General features: G+C 64.3%; 15 protein-coding genes. 6 read left to right on the top strand and 9 right to left on the bottom strand.

Annotated elements, in window-relative coordinates:
- Window positions 1-7 precede the first annotated feature (7 nt).
- Both QTL95_RS23445 and QTL95_RS23440 read left to right on the top strand, forming a co-directional pair.
- Window positions 8-508 carry a GNAT family N-acetyltransferase gene (locus tag QTL95_RS23445; RefSeq protein WP_336622296.1) on the top strand — a complete coding sequence of 167 codons (501 nt, stop codon included), beginning with the start codon at window positions 8-10 and terminating at the stop codon, window positions 506-508.
- A gap of 72 nt (window positions 509-580) precedes the next feature.
- Window positions 581-1,894, top strand: coding sequence for an MFS transporter (locus QTL95_RS23440; RefSeq protein WP_289722281.1), 1,314 nt, complete (start codon window positions 581-583; stop codon window positions 1,892-1,894).
- On the opposite strand, the gene QTL95_RS23435 is transcribed toward QTL95_RS23440, so the two are convergent.
- The 5 genes from QTL95_RS23435 to QTL95_RS23415 are packed head-to-tail and all read right to left on the bottom strand — an operon-like array spanning window position 1,891 to window position 9,156.
- On the bottom strand, window positions 1,891-2,313 hold the full coding sequence (locus tag QTL95_RS23435) for a GNAT family N-acetyltransferase (RefSeq protein ID WP_289722280.1): 423 nt from the start codon (window positions 2,311-2,313) through the stop codon (window positions 1,891-1,893). The genes QTL95_RS23440 and QTL95_RS23435 overlap by 4 nt on opposite strands.
- A gap of 3 nt (window positions 2,314-2,316) precedes the next feature.
- Window positions 2,317-4,386, bottom strand: a complete 2,070-nt coding sequence (locus QTL95_RS23430) for a hypothetical protein (RefSeq protein ID WP_289722279.1) — start codon at window positions 4,384-4,386, stop codon at window positions 2,317-2,319.
- A 1-nt stretch (window position 4,387) separates the two neighbouring features.
- Window positions 4,388-7,201 (bottom strand): DUF4159 domain-containing protein, encoded by a 2,814-nt coding sequence (locus tag QTL95_RS23425; protein WP_289722278.1) that lies wholly within the window; start codon window positions 7,199-7,201, stop codon window positions 4,388-4,390.
- The gene (locus QTL95_RS23420) at window positions 7,198-8,118 is read right to left on the bottom strand and encodes a DUF58 domain-containing protein (protein WP_289722277.1); all 921 of its coding nucleotides are present in this window, start codon (window positions 8,116-8,118) and stop codon (window positions 7,198-7,200) included. The genes QTL95_RS23425 and QTL95_RS23420 overlap by 4 nt, the downstream gene beginning before the upstream one ends.
- A gap of 27 nt (window positions 8,119-8,145) precedes the next feature.
- Window positions 8,146-9,156, bottom strand: a complete 1,011-nt coding sequence (locus QTL95_RS23415; RefSeq protein WP_289722276.1) for an AAA family ATPase — start codon at window positions 9,154-9,156, stop codon at window positions 8,146-8,148.
- A gap of 157 nt (window positions 9,157-9,313) precedes the next feature.
- Between QTL95_RS23415 and QTL95_RS23410 the strand changes: the two genes are divergently transcribed.
- Genes QTL95_RS23410 through QTL95_RS23400 form a run of 3 tightly spaced genes read left to right on the top strand, consistent with a single transcriptional unit; the run spans window position 9,314 to window position 11,834 of the window.
- Window positions 9,314-9,937 (top strand): DUF1285 domain-containing protein, encoded by a 624-nt coding sequence (locus tag QTL95_RS23410; RefSeq protein WP_289722275.1) that lies wholly within the window; start codon window positions 9,314-9,316, stop codon window positions 9,935-9,937.
- Window positions 9,934-10,584 (top strand): CoA pyrophosphatase, encoded by a 651-nt coding sequence (locus tag QTL95_RS23405; RefSeq protein WP_289722274.1) that lies wholly within the window; start codon window positions 9,934-9,936, stop codon window positions 10,582-10,584. The genes QTL95_RS23410 and QTL95_RS23405 overlap by 4 nt, the downstream gene beginning before the upstream one ends.
- Entirely contained in the window at window positions 10,581-11,834 is a 1,254-nt protein-coding gene (locus QTL95_RS23400) for a CCA tRNA nucleotidyltransferase (RefSeq protein ID WP_289722273.1), read from the top strand. Before QTL95_RS23405 ends, QTL95_RS23400 begins: the two co-directional genes overlap by 4 nt.
- Before the next feature lie 7 nt (window positions 11,835-11,841).
- On the opposite strand, the gene QTL95_RS23395 is transcribed toward QTL95_RS23400, so the two are convergent.
- The 3 genes from QTL95_RS23395 to hemF all read right to left on the bottom strand — a co-directional run bounded on the left by QTL95_RS23395 (window position 11,842) and on the right by hemF (window position 13,433).
- Window positions 11,842-12,027, bottom strand: a complete 186-nt coding sequence (locus tag QTL95_RS23395) for a DUF1059 domain-containing protein (RefSeq protein WP_289722272.1) — start codon at window positions 12,025-12,027, stop codon at window positions 11,842-11,844.
- A 115-nt stretch (window positions 12,028-12,142) separates the two neighbouring features.
- Window positions 12,143-12,418, bottom strand: coding sequence for a hypothetical protein (locus QTL95_RS23390; RefSeq protein WP_289722271.1), 276 nt, complete (start codon window positions 12,416-12,418; stop codon window positions 12,143-12,145).
- A 100-nt stretch (window positions 12,419-12,518) separates the two neighbouring features.
- Window positions 12,519-13,433, bottom strand: coding sequence for an oxygen-dependent coproporphyrinogen oxidase (gene hemF / locus QTL95_RS23385; RefSeq protein WP_289722270.1), 915 nt, complete (start codon window positions 13,431-13,433; stop codon window positions 12,519-12,521).
- Window positions 13,434-13,597: 164 nt separating this feature from the next.
- On the opposite strand from hemF, the gene QTL95_RS23380 reads away from it, so the two are divergent.
- Complete coding sequence (locus tag QTL95_RS23380; RefSeq protein WP_289722269.1) at window positions 13,598-13,858, top strand: hypothetical protein; 261 nt, start codon at window positions 13,598-13,600, stop codon at window positions 13,856-13,858.
- A gap of 6 nt (window positions 13,859-13,864) precedes the next feature.
- On the opposite strand, the gene QTL95_RS23375 is transcribed toward QTL95_RS23380, so the two are convergent.
- Window positions 13,865-15,511 (bottom strand): Na/Pi cotransporter family protein, encoded by a 1,647-nt coding sequence (locus QTL95_RS23375; RefSeq protein ID WP_289722268.1) that lies wholly within the window; start codon window positions 15,509-15,511, stop codon window positions 13,865-13,867.
- Window positions 15,512-15,550 lie beyond the last annotated feature (39 nt).

Genomic DNA, 15,550 nt, shown 5'->3' with positions numbered 1-15,550 from the left:
TCTCATCATGCACAAGCACGATCTGGTCTACCTCACCGAGGACGCGTCGCACGACGCCGCCATCGAACACATCAACGAAGAAGCATTCGGCCCAGGCCGGCACGCGCGCGCCGCAGCCCGCATTCGCGAGCAGGGGCCGCACGACCTGTCGCTGTCCTTCATCTGCGCCGACGACGGCGAGACGATCGCCTCCGTCAGGATGACGCCGGTGCAGGCGGGCGGCGTGAAGGGGCATCTGCTCGGGCCGCTCGCGGTGCGGCCCTCGCACAAGAGCCGGGGCATCGGTCGCGAACTGGTGCGGATCGCAGTGGAGGCAGCCAAGCGCAAGGGGTCCGAGGGCGTGATCCTCGTCGGAGACCCGCCTTATTACGGGCCGCTCGGCTTCGAGAAGGTCGCCTACAACGCGCTGACCTTTCCCGGGCCCGTCGATCCCGGCCGCGTTCTCGTCGTGCCGCTGGCGGACGACACCCACGCCCGGCTGAAGGGCGTCATCGGCTGGCGCAAATAGACCACGTGCTTTATTGACGCCCTGTCGAAGGGCGTGCTTTGCTCGGCCTTCTATCGGCTTGAGGGGAGAAGCATGAGTCGCATTTCGATGGACGAGGCGCTGGACCGCGTCGGCACGGGTGCATTCCAGAAACGGCTGATGGGAATCTTCGGCCTCGTCTGGGCGGCCGACGCCATGCAGGTGCTCGCCGTCGGCTTCACGGCGGCCTTGATCGCCAAGAGTTTTGGGCTGACGGTGCCGCAGGCGCTACAGACGGGCACGCTGTTCTTCCTGGGGATGCTTATCGGCGCCGTCGTTTTCGGGCGGCTGGCGGACAGGATCGGGCGGCGGCGGGTGCTGATCGTCACGGTCGCCTGCGACGCGCTGTTCGGCACGCTGTCGATCTTCGCCCCCGACTTCACCTTCCTGCTGGCGCTGCGCTTTCTCACCGGCATCGCCGTCGGCGGCACGCTGCCTGTCGACTACGCGATGATGGCCGAGTTCCTGCCGGCCAAAAGCCGTGGGCGCTGGCTCGTGGCGCTCGAGGGCTTCTGGGCGATCGGAACGCTGATCGTGGCGCTTGCCGCCTGGGGCGCCAGCGTCGCCGGCGTCGCGGACGCCTGGCGCTATATCTTCGCGGTGACGGCGCTGCCGGCGCTGATCGGTCTCGGCCTGCGCTTCTTCGTGCCGGAATCGCCGCTCTATCTGCTGCGGACCGATCGTCCGGCGGAGGCGCGCGCCATCGTCGAGCGTATGCTTGCGCTGCACGGCAAGTCGCCGCTCGGGCCCGACGAGGAGATTGTCACGATCCAACACGGCGCGTCGGAAGGCGTGTTCTCGCCGGCACTGCGTCGTCGCAGCGTGATGATCCTGGCGATCTGGTTCCTCGTCTCAGTCTCCTATTACGGCGTCTTCACCTGGATGCCGGCGAAGCTCGCGAGCGATGGTTTCGGCTTTGTGCGGGGCTACGGCTTCCTGGTGTTCGTAGCGCTGGCGCAGGTGCCGGGTTACGCACTGGCCGCCTATGGCGTCGAGGCCTGGGGCCGCAAGCCGACGCTGATCGGTTTCTGCCTGCTGTCGGCGCTCGGATGCCTGCTCTTCGTGGTATCGCCAAGCGACATGCTGGTCGGCGCCTCGCTGCTTGTCATGAGCTTCGCGCTTCTCGGCACCTGGGGCGCGCTCTATGCCTTTACCCCGGAACTATACCCGACCGCCTCGCGCGGCACCGGCATGGGAGCCGCCGGCGCGATGGCGCGGCTTGGCGGGCTAGTGGCGCCGAGCCTCATGGCCTTCGTGGTGGCGGAAGGGCTTGGCGTGGCGATCGGCCTGTTCGCCGGTTTCCTGGTGCTCGCGGCCATCGCGGCGGTGGCAATCGATGCGGAAACGCGGCAGGTGGCGCTGAACTAGCGACCGAGCGACTTGCGCAGGAAGGTGCGCGTGCGGCCCTTGGGGAAATCCGGCAGTTCGCCGAAGATTTCGTAGCCCTGCCTGAGATAGGCTTTGAGCGCGTGGGGGCTGAAGGTGTCGATCCAGGCGCCGTGGCAGCCGCGTGCGGTGGCTTCCTCCTCGGCTTTCGAGAGCAGCTGGCCGGCGAGGCCTTTGCCGCGCTCGCTTTCGGGAACGAAGAGCAGTTGCGTGAACAGCCAGCCCCAGGCGGTGTAGCCGGAGAGGCCGCCGATAACCTTTCCTGAAACGTCGCGGATAAGGACGGCGAGGAGCTGGCGTTCGGCGGGGTCGACATCCGCGGCGTTGAACGCCGTCAGTTCCTCGCCGATGACCGAGAGATCATCGGGGGAGGGTGTTGCGGTCAATTCAAGCTTGTTCATGGATCAGCGGCCTTCGCGCCACCACATGGCGCCGAAGGCGAGCAGCAGGACACCGACGCCGGCGAAGCCCGCGAAGAGCGGTAGCGTGTTGATGCCCTTCAGTACCGTCTCGTTGGTCAGGTGGATCTGCATGCGATCGTTGTCGGCGACGCGGACCTGGCCTCGAACGGGCAGGATCGGCGGGATCGTTATCGCGCCGTCCTTGTCGGAAACGCGGGTAACGAGGCCGCGCGTCTTGTCGGCGATAGGCTTCAGGCTCTCGGTGGTCGAGATCATCGCCTTGAACTCGGGCGCATCGACGGCGCCGACATGCACCAGCGTCGAGAGTTCCCCGTTGCTGATCTCGAACAGGCCGATCTCGTCCATCCTCTTCTCGGCCTTGAAGAGGCCGGGTTCGGACTGGGTGAGCGGCAGGGTCTCGGTCTTGCCGGAGGGATAGAGGACCGTGGCGTTGCCAGGATTGTCGCCGATGGTCTGGCGGGTAATCTCGAGCGTGCGGCCGGAGGCGCGGGCGGTCAGCGCTTCCTCTTCCAGCGCCGGCTCCTTCATCAGCCAGTGGGCGATGCGGCGATAGAGCGAGACGTGCGGCCCGCCGCCTTCGAAGCCGCGGGCCCACAGCCAGCCCTGATCGGAAAGCAGCATGGCGACGCGGCCCTGGCCGGCGCGGTTCAGCACCAGCAGCGGATTGTTGTCGGCGCCGACCATGACGGTCTCGCCCTGCGGCGGCTCGACGCCGACCGAGCGGAACCAACGGCCCCAATGCGGTGGCTCGTCGGCGGATCCGTCGAGACCACGGGTGACGGGATGCTTCTTCCCCTCGTCCGAGAGGCGGGGATAGAAAGGCTTCTCGATCATCTGGCCGGTGGGGGCCGCGGGCAATACCGAGGAGAGCGGCGTCAGCGCAATCGAATCCTGGCCCGCATGTTCGGGGCCGGCCGCGATCAGCAGCGCGCCGCCGTTTTCGACATACTGGGCGATGTAGTCGTAATAGAGGATCGGCAGGACGCCGCGATGCTGGTAGCGGTCGAAGATGATCAGGTCGAAGTCCTTGATCTTGTCGACGAATAGTTCTCGTGTGGGAAAGGCGATCAGCGAAAGCTCGTTGATCGGCGTGCCGTCCTGCTTTTCCGGTGGGCGCAGAATGGTGAAGTGGACGAGATCGACGGAGGCGTCGGACTTCAGGAGGTTGCGCCAGGCGCGCTCGCCGGCATGCGGCTCGCCGGAGACGAGGAGCACGCGCAGGTTCTCGCGGATGCCGTCGATGACGTGAACGGCGCGGTTGTTGGCCTCCGTAACCTCGCCGGGAAGAGCGGCCACGGAAAATTCCAGTACATTGCTGCCGCCGCGCTCGACCTTGAAGGAGAAGGGCGTGTCCTGGCCGGGCGTCGCCTGCAGCGTGCCGATCTCGTTGCCGTTGAGCTTGACGGTGACGTCGGCGGTGCCGCCGGGGCTCGGGCCGTCGTCGAAGACGCGCAGGACCAGCTGCTGCTCCTCGTTGACGATGCCGAAGCGCGGCGCCTTGATGACTTCGATGCGGCGGTCGAACTCGTCTGCCTTGCCCGTGATCAGTCCGTGGATCGGCGCGTTGAAGCCAAGAGCCTGGTTGACGCCGGGAACGTCATGCACCTCGCCGTCGGTCAGCATGATGGCGCCGCCGATGCGGGCGGGGGGCACGTCTGCCACGGCGGCGGACAAGGCGTTGAAGAGGCGGGTGGAGGGGGCGTCGGAGTTGCGCTCCTCATGAACTTCGACGAAGCGAGGCTCTATTCGCGGAAAGCGGGCCAATTGCTCCTTCAGCTTGGCAAGCGCCTTGTCGGTCATATCGGTGCGTTCGGGCGTCAGCTGACTTTGGCTGCGATCGATCACCACGGGAACGACCGTCGAAAGCTGATCACGGTCTTCTTGCTGGAGGACTGGATTCGCCAGCGCGGCCAGGAGCGCAAGGGCGGCGAGTGCACGAATCCATGCTCCACGCATCCGGCGCCAGAGCGCAAAAATCGACAGCAACCCGATGACGACCGCGAGTGCGACAATAATGGGCCATGGGACGAACGGAACGAAATCCAGTGTCATGTCATTGCCCCAGACGTTGGAGGAGGTCGGGGACGTGCACCTGATCGGTCTTGTAGTTGCCGGTCAGCATATACATCATGATGTTGACGCCTGTGCGAAAGGCATATTCGCGTTGAGCCTCGTCCGACGGGACCGTCGGTAGCATGGGCGCGCCGTTCTGATCGACGGCCCACGCCCCGGCGAAGTCATTGCCGGTGATCAGTATAGGCGAAACGCCATCAGATGCTGCGGTCGATTTTGCTTCCGAGTTTCCCTTGTCCTGCCTCGCTTCGATCCACAGGGGGCTGCCGCTATAGCGTCCGGGAAAGCTTGATAGCAGATAGAAGGACTTCGTCAGCACATGATCGGAAGGCACGGGCTCGAGCGGAGGAATGTCGAGATTGGCCAGGATTTCCTGCAATCGTCGACCATTGGCGCTGGTGTTGCCTCCATTGCTGTCGAGCGAGCTGAAAGCGTCGCGGGTGTCGAACAGGACGGTCCCGCCATTGCGCATATAGGCGTCAATGCGGCTTATCGCAGATGCGGAGGGCATCGGCGCCGTCGCTGATACCGGCCAGTAGATGATCGGATAGAATGCCAATTCGTCGGTCGCCGGATCGAGGCCGACGGGAGGCGCCGGCTCGAGTGTCGTGCGGAATGTGAGATATTCGGTCAGTCCTTCAAGACCCCGCTCCGATACCTGGTCGACATCATTCTCGCCGGTCACGACATAAGCCAGGTGAGTGTTGTCCAAACGTTGCAGGAAAAGATCATCTCCCGGCCGGCTGTCGTTCGCTCGAAGGTCTCCGGGCCTGACGATAATTGCGATGGCGACGGCAAGCAGCAGCACGGACACACTCGCGGCACGGCGCAGCCGTGGCAGGGCGTTGTTCATAACGATCATGATGATGCCATCGGCCAGAAGCAGAAGAAAAGCGATCAGAAGCAGAGATGGCTTCGCCGACCAGCTTTCGCCCCCGATGAAGCCCTCCCGGATAACGGATACACCGTTTGTATCGAGCGGCTTGAGCTCCGCGTTCTCCGGCAAGACATTGACGGACGTAAAGCCTTCTTCCGAGCCGTACAAGCCGGGAGGGTTGTCAAAACTTGCCAGCGAGGCATTGTTCTGGTTCGGCAGAAGGGGACGGGCGATGCCCGTTTCGGTCACCAGCATGCCCTTGGCGTTCAGCATCCGGAATGGCGGCAGACTCTCGGAAAGGCGCACGTTCTTGGTCGCTTCGGCCGTGGCGCCGCCCGATCGGGAAATCTGGACGATGCGGCGCAACATTTCGACAAAGCTTCCCGATATTGGCAGGTCCGACCATGTGGCCTCTGCCGTCACATGAAAAAGCACGATCTGTCCCGCGTCTACCTGCTTCGTCGTCACCAGCGGCGTGCCGTCCTGAAGACTGGCCCAAGTTCGCTCCGCCAGATCAGGGGTAGGCTCCGCGAGGACCTGACGCTTGACCGAGACGTTGTCGGGGCGAGCAAGTCCGGCGAAGGGACCGAATGCCGGGAACTCGGCAAGCGGCTGCGGCTGGCTCCAGGACAATGTTCCCCCGAGTGCTCGCTCACCCTGGCGCAATATAACGGGGATCAGCGGATCGTCCGCTGGGGCGGCCGCCATGCGGGCACCGGCGAAACGCAATAGCAGACCGCCATTCGATATCCAGCGCTTGAGCGGCTCATAGGTTTCTTCAGGCAGGCGGCCGATGTCCGCCATGACAATAACGGACGGGTTATTGGCGAGCAGCTTCGGGATTGCCACGGCAAGATCGGAATCGCTAGGCTCGACCAGATCGGCGTAGGGTTGGAGGGCTCTCTGGATATAATAGAGCGGCGAGAGCAGCGGTTGGAACTGGTCCGCGCCCTCGCCAGACAAGAGCACGACGCGGCGGCGCTTGAAGGCATCGTCGAGAAGGTGCACAGCGCCCGCCGTTCCACCGTTGTTGACGGTGATACGCGCAAAATCATTCCGCATCTCGAACGGCGCGGAAATGGAGCTCGTCGCGATGCCTTGGCCGTTTGCGAAATCCACTCGCCCATTCGCGATTGCACGACCCTGGGGGTCGAGAGCGTTCAACGCGAAAGACGCCGGGCCATTCCTATTGAGGCGCGTCACCTTGACGGACATCGTATCGGCCGCGTTGCTCGCCGAAGTGATGGCCAGCGCACCGGCGTTGCTGCCTTCCAGCACGCGCAGCTCAGCCGGCTGCAAACTTGCCAGATCGCGGACAATGGTCTCGTTGTCTTTCGAGGCGGCGCCATCGGTCAGGAAGGCGAGCGTGCCGGGATGGACGCCGTTCAACGCTGCGCGCAGCGCCGTGAAGGCGCGTTCGCGATCGGGCACTAGCGGCTTCGGTTCGGCGGCGCGTAGCTTGTCGCGGGCGACGGCGGCGGTGCCGGCGACTGCGTCATTCGAGGGATCGGCGGTAAAGGCGATGGCGACGGGGGTGCCTGCGGCCTCGGCGTCGTCGATCAGGGCATCGGCCGTTTGGACGCGACGTTCCCAATCGGGCGAGGAGGCCCAGCTGTTATCCACGAAGAGGACGAGCGGGCCGCCTGATTCGATCGAGCTGGTCCGCGGGTTGAAGACCGGATCGGCGATGGCGAGGATGACGGCCGCGGCGAGCAGCATGCGCAGCAGCGTCAGCCACCATGGGCTCTGCGACGGCGTCTCCTCGCGCTTCAGCACGGTCGCCAGGATCTTCAGCGGCGGGAAGACCTCGCTCTTGGGGCGCGGCGGCGTCAGGCGCAGCAGCCACCAGATGACAGGCAGGGCCACGAGGGCGCCGAGGATGGCGGGAAAAGCGAAGGCGAAGGGAAGGGCGTTCATAGCTGCCCTCCATGCGTGGCTTTGGCGGGCGTGCCGGAGAGATACATGTGAACGGCGACCAGCGCCTCCGATGCGAGATGGTCGGTGCGGTGGCTGACGAAGGTCCAACCGAGATGGCGCAGCGATTGGCGAAGATCGTCGCGGCGGGCGAAATAGGCGTGGCTGTAGGCGTCGCGGATGTTCTCTGCGCGGCCCGAGGTCAGCTTGTCGCCGGTTTCGGGGTCGGTGAACTCGATGCGGCCGTTATAGGGGAACAGCTCCTCGGCGGGGTCGGCGACCTCGATGACGTGGCCGCGCAGGCCGCGACGGGCGAGCGGCGCGATGCGGTCCATCACGGCTTTCGAGCTGTCGAGGAAGTCACCGATGAGCACGAGTTCGCTCCAGCCGCGGATCATCGCGGTATCGGGCAGGCCGCCGCTGAGGGGGGCGTGCATCAGCGCGGTCGCCAGCCGTTCTGCGGCGTTGCGGGCTGACACCGGCTCCATGACGCCAGGGCAGCCGATGCGTTCGCCTGAGCGTGCGAGGATTTCGGCCAGCGCCAGCATGATGACGAGCGCGCGGCTTTCCTTGGAGACACCGGCATAACTCGACTTGTACATCATCGATGGCGACATATCGGCCCAGAGCCAGACGGTGTGGGCGGCTTCCCATTCGCGGTCGCGGATATAGGTGTGGTCGTCGCGGGCGGAGCGACGCCAGTCGATGCGCGACAGGCTCTCGCCCTCGGTATAGGGGCGGAATTGCCAGAAATTCTCGCCGATGCCGCGCTTGCGGCGACCGTGCCAGCCGCTGATCACGGTGTTGGCGATCCGCTTGGCCTCGACCAGACAATCCGGCACGAGGCTGGCGCGCTGCCTTGCGCGGGCGAGCGCATCGCTGCCTGGGGTCGGATTGACGATCTGTCCGATAGATGCCACGCGTGAGGCTTCCCTTATCCCGATCCGTTAGGCCTTGGCCTGCTTGACCAGTCCGGCGATGACGTCGCGGACGGACATGCCCTCGGCGCGGGCGGCGAAGGTCAGCGCCATACGGTGCTGCAGAACGGGCTCGGCCAGCGCGTGCACGTCGTCGAGAGACGGGGCGAGGCGGCCTTCGTAGAGCGCGCGGGCGCGGGCGCAGAGCATCATCGCCTGGCCGGCGCGCGGACCCGGGCCCCAGGCGACGTGCTTGTCGGTATCGGCATTGCCCTGGCCCGGACGGGCGGAGCGCACGAGCGAGAGGATTGCGTCGACCACCTTGTCGCTGACAGGCATCTGACGGATCAGCGTCTGGATTTCGAGCAACCGCTCGGCGTTGAGGATCGCCTGCGGCTTTGTTTCGCTGAGGCCGGTGGTTTCCAGGAGGATCTGGCGTTCGGCCGCGAGCTCGGGGTAGTTGACGTCCACCTGCAGCAGGAAGCGGTCGAGCTGAGCTTCGGGCAGCGGATAGGTTCCCTCCTGCTCCAGCGGGTTCTGCGTGGCAAGCACGTGGAAGGGGGCTGGCAGGTCGTAGCGCTGGCCGGCGACGGTGATGTGGTATTCCTGCATCGACTGCAGCAGGGCCGACTGGGTGCGCGGCGAGGCTCGGTTGATTTCGTCGGCCATCAGCAGCTGCGCGAAGACAGGGCCCTTGACGAAGCGGAAGGAGCGGCGGCCGCTCTCGTCCTGATCCATCACCTCGGAGCCGAGAATATCCGACGGCATCAGGTCGGGCGTGAACTGGATGCGGTTGCCGGCAAGGCCAAGCACGTCGCCGAGCGTGGTGACCAGCTTGGTCTTGGCGAGACCGGGAACGCCAACGAGCAAAGCGTGGCCGCCCGAGAGAACGGCGAGAAGCGTGTTCTCGACCACGCTCTCCTGACCGAAGATCACCTTCGAGACCTCGCCGCGGACCAGCGCGATATCGGCCAGCGCCTTTTCGGCTGCGGCGACCATCGCCTTTTCATCGAGCGGGGCTTCGGTCTTCATCATACCCATCAGGCATCTCCAGCGGCTGAAATCATTCGTCGCGAATCGTCGGACTTACAGGCAAGCCTCATACCCGATAGACTTATGGAGTTGTTACGGGCTGACAAGTTCGTTTCGAATGACTATCTCGTGACAGTGTTGAGTAAAAGCAAACCGGGACGGAAGAATGGCAGCTGAAGAGATCAAGGCGACGACTGACGCGGCTGGTCTCGCGGCGCTGATTTCGCGCGCCGCCGGCGACAGCGGCGACGGACAACGGGGTTTGCCGCCTGTCGACAAGTGGAATCCGCCCTTTTGCGGCGACATCGATATGGAGATCCGCGCCGACGGCACATGGTTCTACATGGGCACGCCGATCGGTCGCGCGCCGCTGGTGCGGTTGTTCTCGACGGTGCTGCGCCGGGACGAGGACGGAAAAACCTATCTCGTAACTCCTGTGGAAAAGGTCGGCATCCGCGTCATCGACGCGCCCTTCGTCGCCGTCGAGATGACTGCGACCGAGCGCGACGGCGAGCAGCTACTGACCTTCCGCACCAATGTCGGCGATGTCGTTGAGGCAGGGGCGGAGCATGAACTGCGGTTCGTCATCCATGGTGATAACAGCGAGCTGAAACCCTACCTGCATGTGCGCGGCCGGCTGGAGGCGCTGGTGGCGCGGCCGGTGATGTACGAACTGGTCGAACTCGGCGAAACGCTTGATATCGATGGCGTTTCGATGTTCTGCCTGCGCTCCGGCGGTACTATCTTTCCCGTCATGCCGGCGGCCGAGCTGGAAGCGCTTTCGAGATGAGCGATTTGATGCCGGGCCACAATCCGCTCTATTCCGCCGCCGAGTTTCGCCGCCGCGCGCTCAACCAGAACGGCGGGCCGGTGGAGCGGTCCTGGCGCGAGCATGGCGACCATATCCTCAACCCCGAGATCGTCGCGCAGGTGGAGACCTTCAAGCTGCGCGATGCGGCGGTGCTGGTGCCTGTCGTCGACGATGGCGACGAGGCGCATGTCATCTTCACGCTGCGCACCGCGACGCTGCGCAAGCATTCCGGCCAGATCGCCTTTCCCGGCGGCGCGATCGACGCGGTCGACGCATCGGCGGAGCAGGCGGCGGTTCGCGAGACGGAGGAGGAGATCGGGCTCGACGGCTCCTATGTCGAGACGATCGGGCGGCTGCCGGTCTATCTGGCATCGACAGGTTTTCGCATCACGCCGGTTCTTGGCATCGTCAAGCGCGGCTTCGAGCTGAGACCGAACCCCGACGAGGTGGCCGATGTCTTCGAAGTGCCGCTGTCGTTCCTGATGGATCCCGACAATCACACGCGCGACAAGCGGATGGTTGACGGCCTCGATCGGCATTTCTATCGCATGCCCTATGAAACCCGGATGATATGGGGCATCACCGCGGGCATTGTCCGCACGCTCTACGAAAGGCTCTACGCATGACCAACCTCGCCGACCAAGCCTGGTTCAACGACCCGGCGCTGAAGCGCGTGTTCGCGCTTTTGAACGCCGATGGCGGCGAGGGGCGCGTGGTCGGCGGCGCGGTGCGCAACAGCCTGATGGGGCTCGACGTGAACGACATCGACGTCGCGACGACGCTGACGCCGGAGACCGTCATCGAGCGGGCCGCCAAGGCCGGGATCAAGGCCATTCCGACAGGCGTCGAACACGGCACGGTGACGCTCGTGATCGACGGCAAGCCGTTCGAGGTGACGACGCTACGCACCGACGTCGAGACCGACGGTCGCCGCGCCAAGGTGGCGTTCAGCACCGACTGGCAGGGGGACGCCGAGCGCCGCGACCTCACGATCAATGCACTCTATGCTGACGAGAAGGGTGATGTGGTCGATCTGGTGGATGGGCTTGCCGATATCGGGAAGCGCAACATCCGCTTCATCGGCGATGCGGCGACGCGGATCGCCGAGGATTATCTGAGGGTGCTCAGGTTCTTCCGCTTCTTCGCCTATTACGGTTCGGGCCGACCGGATGCGGACGGGCTTAGGGCGAGCAGTGCGGCACGCTCGAAGCTGAAGACGCTGTCGGCGGAGCGGGTCTGGTCGGAACTGCGCAAGCTGCTTGCGGCGCAAGATCCCGGACGTGCGCTGCTCTGGATGCGGCAGGTGGCGGTGCTGACCGAAATCCTGCCGGAAACCGAGAAATGGGGCATCGACGCCATTCCGGGGCTGGTAGCGATGGAACAGGCGCTAGGCTGGACGCCGGATCCCTTGCTGCGGCTGGCATCGATCGTACCGCCGGATGCGGAGCGGCTGGCGAAGATGGCGGCGCGGCTGAAGCTTTCCAATGCCGAGGCGGCCTATTTCAAGGCCTGGGCGAGTGCCGCGCCCGTCAACGACGAACTCTCGTCGGCCGCGTTCGAGCGGTTGCTCTATCGCAACGGCGCCGATGGGATCATCACACGGCTGAAGCTGGCACTCGCGGTCGCAAGGTCCAAGGCGGAAGGGGATATGGCGGAGATGAGCCGCTCCGGCCGACTGAACAAGCTGTTGGATCAGGCACAAGCCTGGTCCAAGCCGCAGTTTCCGCTCAGCGGCGGCGACGTCATGGCCGCCGGCGTTCCTGCAGGGCGACGGGTGGGAGAGCTGTTGTCGGTACTGGAGAACGAGTGGGTCGAGGCAAACTTTAACATCGACCGGGCGGCACTGCTCGCCCGGCTCGATGATCTAGCCAAGTGAGCTATGATCAGGCCGCGTTCGCCTCGTTGCGTATGCGGGCCTTGATATTGTCGACCATGTTTTCGCGGATGACGGTCTCGCCGTGCGCTTCGCGCATATGCTCGACGGCGCGGCGAACGACTTCGGCGTCGTCATTGGCCCTGGTGTGCCAATCGCAGCCAGGCACAAGCGTTCCACATTCGAAGAGTCTCATCGTTTCCTCCTTCATCTGAAATTCGGGGTCGTCATTGCGCCTCCACGCAATGTCTGAATGCTCGACTTGACGAGAGGTTCCGGCCGAACGGAAAACCGGCCGGAGTTTTACCTCATCAGTGCTCGGACCAATGGTCGGGCATGGCCCAGGCCTTATAGCAATCGTTGGTCGATTTGCCTTGGTGACCGGTCAGCTGATGTTTCAGGTCTTCCGGCGTCCTGCCGCCGGCGATCTGGAGCTTCACCTGTTCGACGAAGCAGGAAAGAGGCAGGCCGGAGCCGCTCTTTGCCCGAAGTTCTTCCGCGATCCTGTTCAGAAATTCCGGTGTCTCAATTGCGCGGGGTGTGTCTTCCACCTCCCGAGATACCGCTACGCCGCTTTGTACCGTCATGACAACCTCCTCCGATTGTGACGCACATAGATATGTAGATAGTATTTGGACTGCCGATTGAAAGCATCTCAGTGCAATTTTGCCGCGATCTCCTCCAAGCTCACGGCCAGCGAACCATCGGGGGAAGCGAGGAGAGAATCGACTCCACATTGCCGCCCGTCTTCAGACCGAAGATGGTGCCCCGGTCGTAGAGGAGATTGAACTCAACGTAGCGGCCGCGGCGAATCAATTGTTCGTCACGATCCTGTGCTGTCCACTGTTTGTTGAAGTTGGAGCGGACAATGCGCGGGTAAACCATGGAAAACGCGCGGCCGACATCGCGGGTGAATGCAAAATCGGCGTCCCAGCCGCCGGCTTCGTCGCTGGAATGCAGCCAGTCGTAGAAGATGCCGCCGATGCCGCGGGCCTCGTTGCGATGCTTGAGGAAGAAGTATTCGTCACACCACTTTTTGTAGGCGGCATAGTCCGCCACGCCGGAATGGCTGCGGCAGGCGATCTCCATCGCCTTGTGGAACAACTGGCTGTCCATGTCCTCTTGGGTGCGGCGGCGGTCGAGCACGGGGGTCAGGTCGGCACCGCCGCCGAACCAGCGGCTGGAGGTCACGACCATGCGGGTGTTCATGTGCACGGCGGGCACGTTGGGATTGACCGGGTGGGCGATCAGCGAGATGCCCGAGGCCCAGAATCTCGGATCGTCCTTGGCGCCCGGCATCTGGGCGCGCAGGTCGGGCGCGAATTCGCCATAGACGGTGGATGTGTGGACACCGACCTTCTCGAAGACGCGGCCTTCCATCATCGACATGCGACCGCCGCCGCCGGCGCCATTTTCGCGCTGCCAGTCCTTGGCGACGAAACGGCCGGGCTGACGATCGGACAGCGGGCCGGTCAGTTCGTCCTCGAGCGCCTCGAAGGAGGCGCAGATGGTGTCGCGCAGGCTTTCGAACCAGGTGCGCGCCTGCGTCTTCTTCTCCTCGATGTCCTCAGGCAGGCCGATCGGGAGTTCGGGTCGTTCCATAGTCTTCGTCTCCGGCGGGCGTCGCAGATTCGCGCATGCTTGAAAAAAGCCCTGATAGCAGGTGCTTCAGCACCTCGCCAGCGCCGAACGTCGATTGCCAGGCTTCAGATTCGACTCGCAAATTCACGATTTCGATATTACGTTTTTCGCCAGAGGTAGCTTTTATGGCGAAAATTCCGGGTCCTCCGTCGTTCGACGGCCTGAAACGACGGATTGCATCTCACCGCGCCGGGGACACAACCCGGAAGAACGACCGCTTCGTGCGGCAGACCTACTGTCTCGGATTGCTCGAGGCCCGTGCCAAGGCGCGCGAGTGGTTCGACGAATATCCCAAGGCGGCGTACTGGACCGAGGTCGAAAGCTGGCGGCAGCTGGATGGCGACCAGATCGAGTTCACCATGCGCCGGCTTCCCTCGGCCGATTGATCCCTGTCACTCCGCAGCCTTACGCAGACGGCTTTCGATCAAGAGGCCGCTTTCGTCCAAGATGGGGTGCGCGACCGAGACGATATGGGCGTTGATGCGCTTCAGGTCGCGCAGCATGTCGAGATGCAGCGAGCTGGTTTGCAGACTGTCGGCGCGGCCGTCGCGCAGCCGTTCGAGATGGCGCTCGGCCGATTGCTTCTCCATACGCCGCACCTCGACCTTCACCTCCATCAGCTGCCTGGCGAGATTGAAATCGCGGGTAACGAAGATGGTCTGGGCAATGCGCAGGTTGTCGATCGTCAGATGGAAGAGCTTGGTCAGTTCGGCGTAGCCGTCCTCGGAGAACTTCAGGCCGAGCGAAATCTTCTTGGTTGCCTGCGGCAGCAGGCCCTTTTCGATGATGTCGCCGATGTGTTCGAGATTGATGGCGTAATCGATGATGACGATCGAGCGGCGGCCGTCCTCCTCGCTGAGGCCGGCGCGGCCGAGCTTGGAGAGGTAGACCTTCACCTCCTGCTGCAGCGTATCGACGCGCTTTTCCAGCGCGGGGATCTCCTTGAGCTTGGAGAGATCGTTGCGCTCGAAGGCGGCGGAAGTGCGCATCAGCATGCGCTCGATCAGGTCGCCGACGCCGAGCACCTCGCGAGTGGCACTGGCGAGCGCCACCACGGGTGTCGAGAGTTCCTGGCTGTCGAGATACTTTGGCGCGGTGTCGGCCTGGGCATCTTCCGGCACCAGCCGCTGCATCAGCTTCGAGAGAAGCCGTGAGAAGGGCCAGGCGAGGGCGGCCAGGATGAGGTTGAAGCCGAGATGCGCGTCGACGGGCAGCTTGGCGGCGGAAAGCGGCAGCATTTCCAGAAGATCGGCGCCGAAGCCCGCCAGCGGCAGGGCGATCAGGCAGCCGATGGCACGGACGATCAGGTTGCCGAGCGTCACGCGTTTCGCCGAGGCCGGGCCGCTCAGCGACGCAATGACAGGCGGGATGGCGCCGCCGAGATTGGCGCCGAGAACGAGCACGATGATCAGCCCGGCCGACAGGATGCCGGTCGAGGCGAGCGACAGGATGAGGACGACGGCCGCGAGGCTCGAAGACGAGACGAAGGCGATGCAGGCCGAGAAGGCAAGCGCAACCGGCCAGGCATTGTCGAGCAGGCCGATGAAGGCCGCCAGCGCCGGAGACTGGCGCATCGGCTCGGTGGCGCTGCTCAACAGGTGCAGCGACAGCAGCATCAGGCCGATGCCGATGAGCGCCGCGCCGCCGCCCTGGCGGGAACTGGAGCCGCTGCGATAGAGCACCAGGCCGGCGAGGATGACAAGCGGCGACAGCCACTCGATGCCGGTCGCGACGATCCAGGCGGTGACGGCGGTGCCGACATTGGCGCCGAGCAGCACGATCTGCGCCATACGCGGCTTGACCAGTTCACGCTCGACAAAGGAGGCGACCATGAGCGCGGTGGCGGTGGAGCTCTGCAGCGCGATGGTGGCGAGGAAGCCGGAGACGAAGGAGCGAAGGCCACTCTTGGTGCCTGATGCCAGCCCGGTCCTCAGCCGTGCGCCAAAAGCTCTCGACACGCCGTCCTTCACCTGTGCAAGGCCGAACAGCAGCAGGGCCACCGCGCCAAACAGGTTGATCATGACGATTGTCGATTCCATTCGGTCTTGGTCTTCTTCTTTTTTCGCGCTGCGGCGCGA

Origin of the sequence: Rhizobium sp. S152, assembly GCF_030380735.1 — a bacterium.
Taxonomy (GTDB): Bacteria; Pseudomonadota; Alphaproteobacteria; order Rhizobiales; family Rhizobiaceae; genus Rhizobium.
This window is presented reverse-complemented; position numbering and strand designations above follow the sequence as displayed.

What these genes read in the sequence shown, in the direction of transcription:
- QTL95_RS23445 (WP_336622296.1), top strand. Translation starts at nt 8, where the DNA reads ATGCACAAGCACGATCTGGTCTACCTCACCGAGGACGCGTCGCACGAC.
- QTL95_RS23415 (WP_289722276.1), bottom strand. Translation starts at nt 9,156, where the DNA reads ATGGGTATGATGAAGACCGAAGCCCCGCTCGATGAAAAGGCGATGGTC.
- QTL95_RS23410 (WP_289722275.1), top strand. Translation starts at nt 9,314, where the DNA reads ATGGCAGCTGAAGAGATCAAGGCGACGACTGACGCGGCTGGTCTCGCG.
- QTL95_RS23435 (WP_289722280.1), bottom strand. Translation starts at nt 2,313, where the DNA reads ATGAACAAGCTTGAATTGACCGCAACACCCTCCCCCGATGATCTCTCG.
- QTL95_RS23405 (WP_289722274.1), top strand. Translation starts at nt 9,934, where the DNA reads ATGAGCGATTTGATGCCGGGCCACAATCCGCTCTATTCCGCCGCCGAG.
- hemF (WP_289722270.1), bottom strand. Translation starts at nt 13,433, where the DNA reads ATGGAACGACCCGAACTCCCGATCGGCCTGCCTGAGGACATCGAGGAG.
- QTL95_RS23425 (WP_289722278.1), bottom strand. Translation starts at nt 7,201, where the DNA reads ATGAACGCCCTTCCCTTCGCCTTCGCTTTTCCCGCCATCCTCGGCGCC.
- QTL95_RS23380 (WP_289722269.1), top strand. Translation starts at nt 13,598, where the DNA reads ATGGCGAAAATTCCGGGTCCTCCGTCGTTCGACGGCCTGAAACGACGG.
- QTL95_RS23375 (WP_289722268.1), bottom strand. Translation starts at nt 15,511, where the DNA reads ATGGAATCGACAATCGTCATGATCAACCTGTTTGGCGCGGTGGCCCTG.
- QTL95_RS23400 (WP_289722273.1), top strand. Translation starts at nt 10,581, where the DNA reads ATGACCAACCTCGCCGACCAAGCCTGGTTCAACGACCCGGCGCTGAAG.
- QTL95_RS23395 (WP_289722272.1), bottom strand. Translation starts at nt 12,027, where the DNA reads ATGAGACTCTTCGAATGTGGAACGCTTGTGCCTGGCTGCGATTGGCAC.
- QTL95_RS23440 (WP_289722281.1), top strand. Translation starts at nt 581, where the DNA reads ATGAGTCGCATTTCGATGGACGAGGCGCTGGACCGCGTCGGCACGGGT.
- QTL95_RS23430 (WP_289722279.1), bottom strand. Translation starts at nt 4,386, where the DNA reads ATGACACTGGATTTCGTTCCGTTCGTCCCATGGCCCATTATTGTCGCA.
- QTL95_RS23390 (WP_289722271.1), bottom strand. Translation starts at nt 12,418, where the DNA reads ATGACGGTACAAAGCGGCGTAGCGGTATCTCGGGAGGTGGAAGACACA.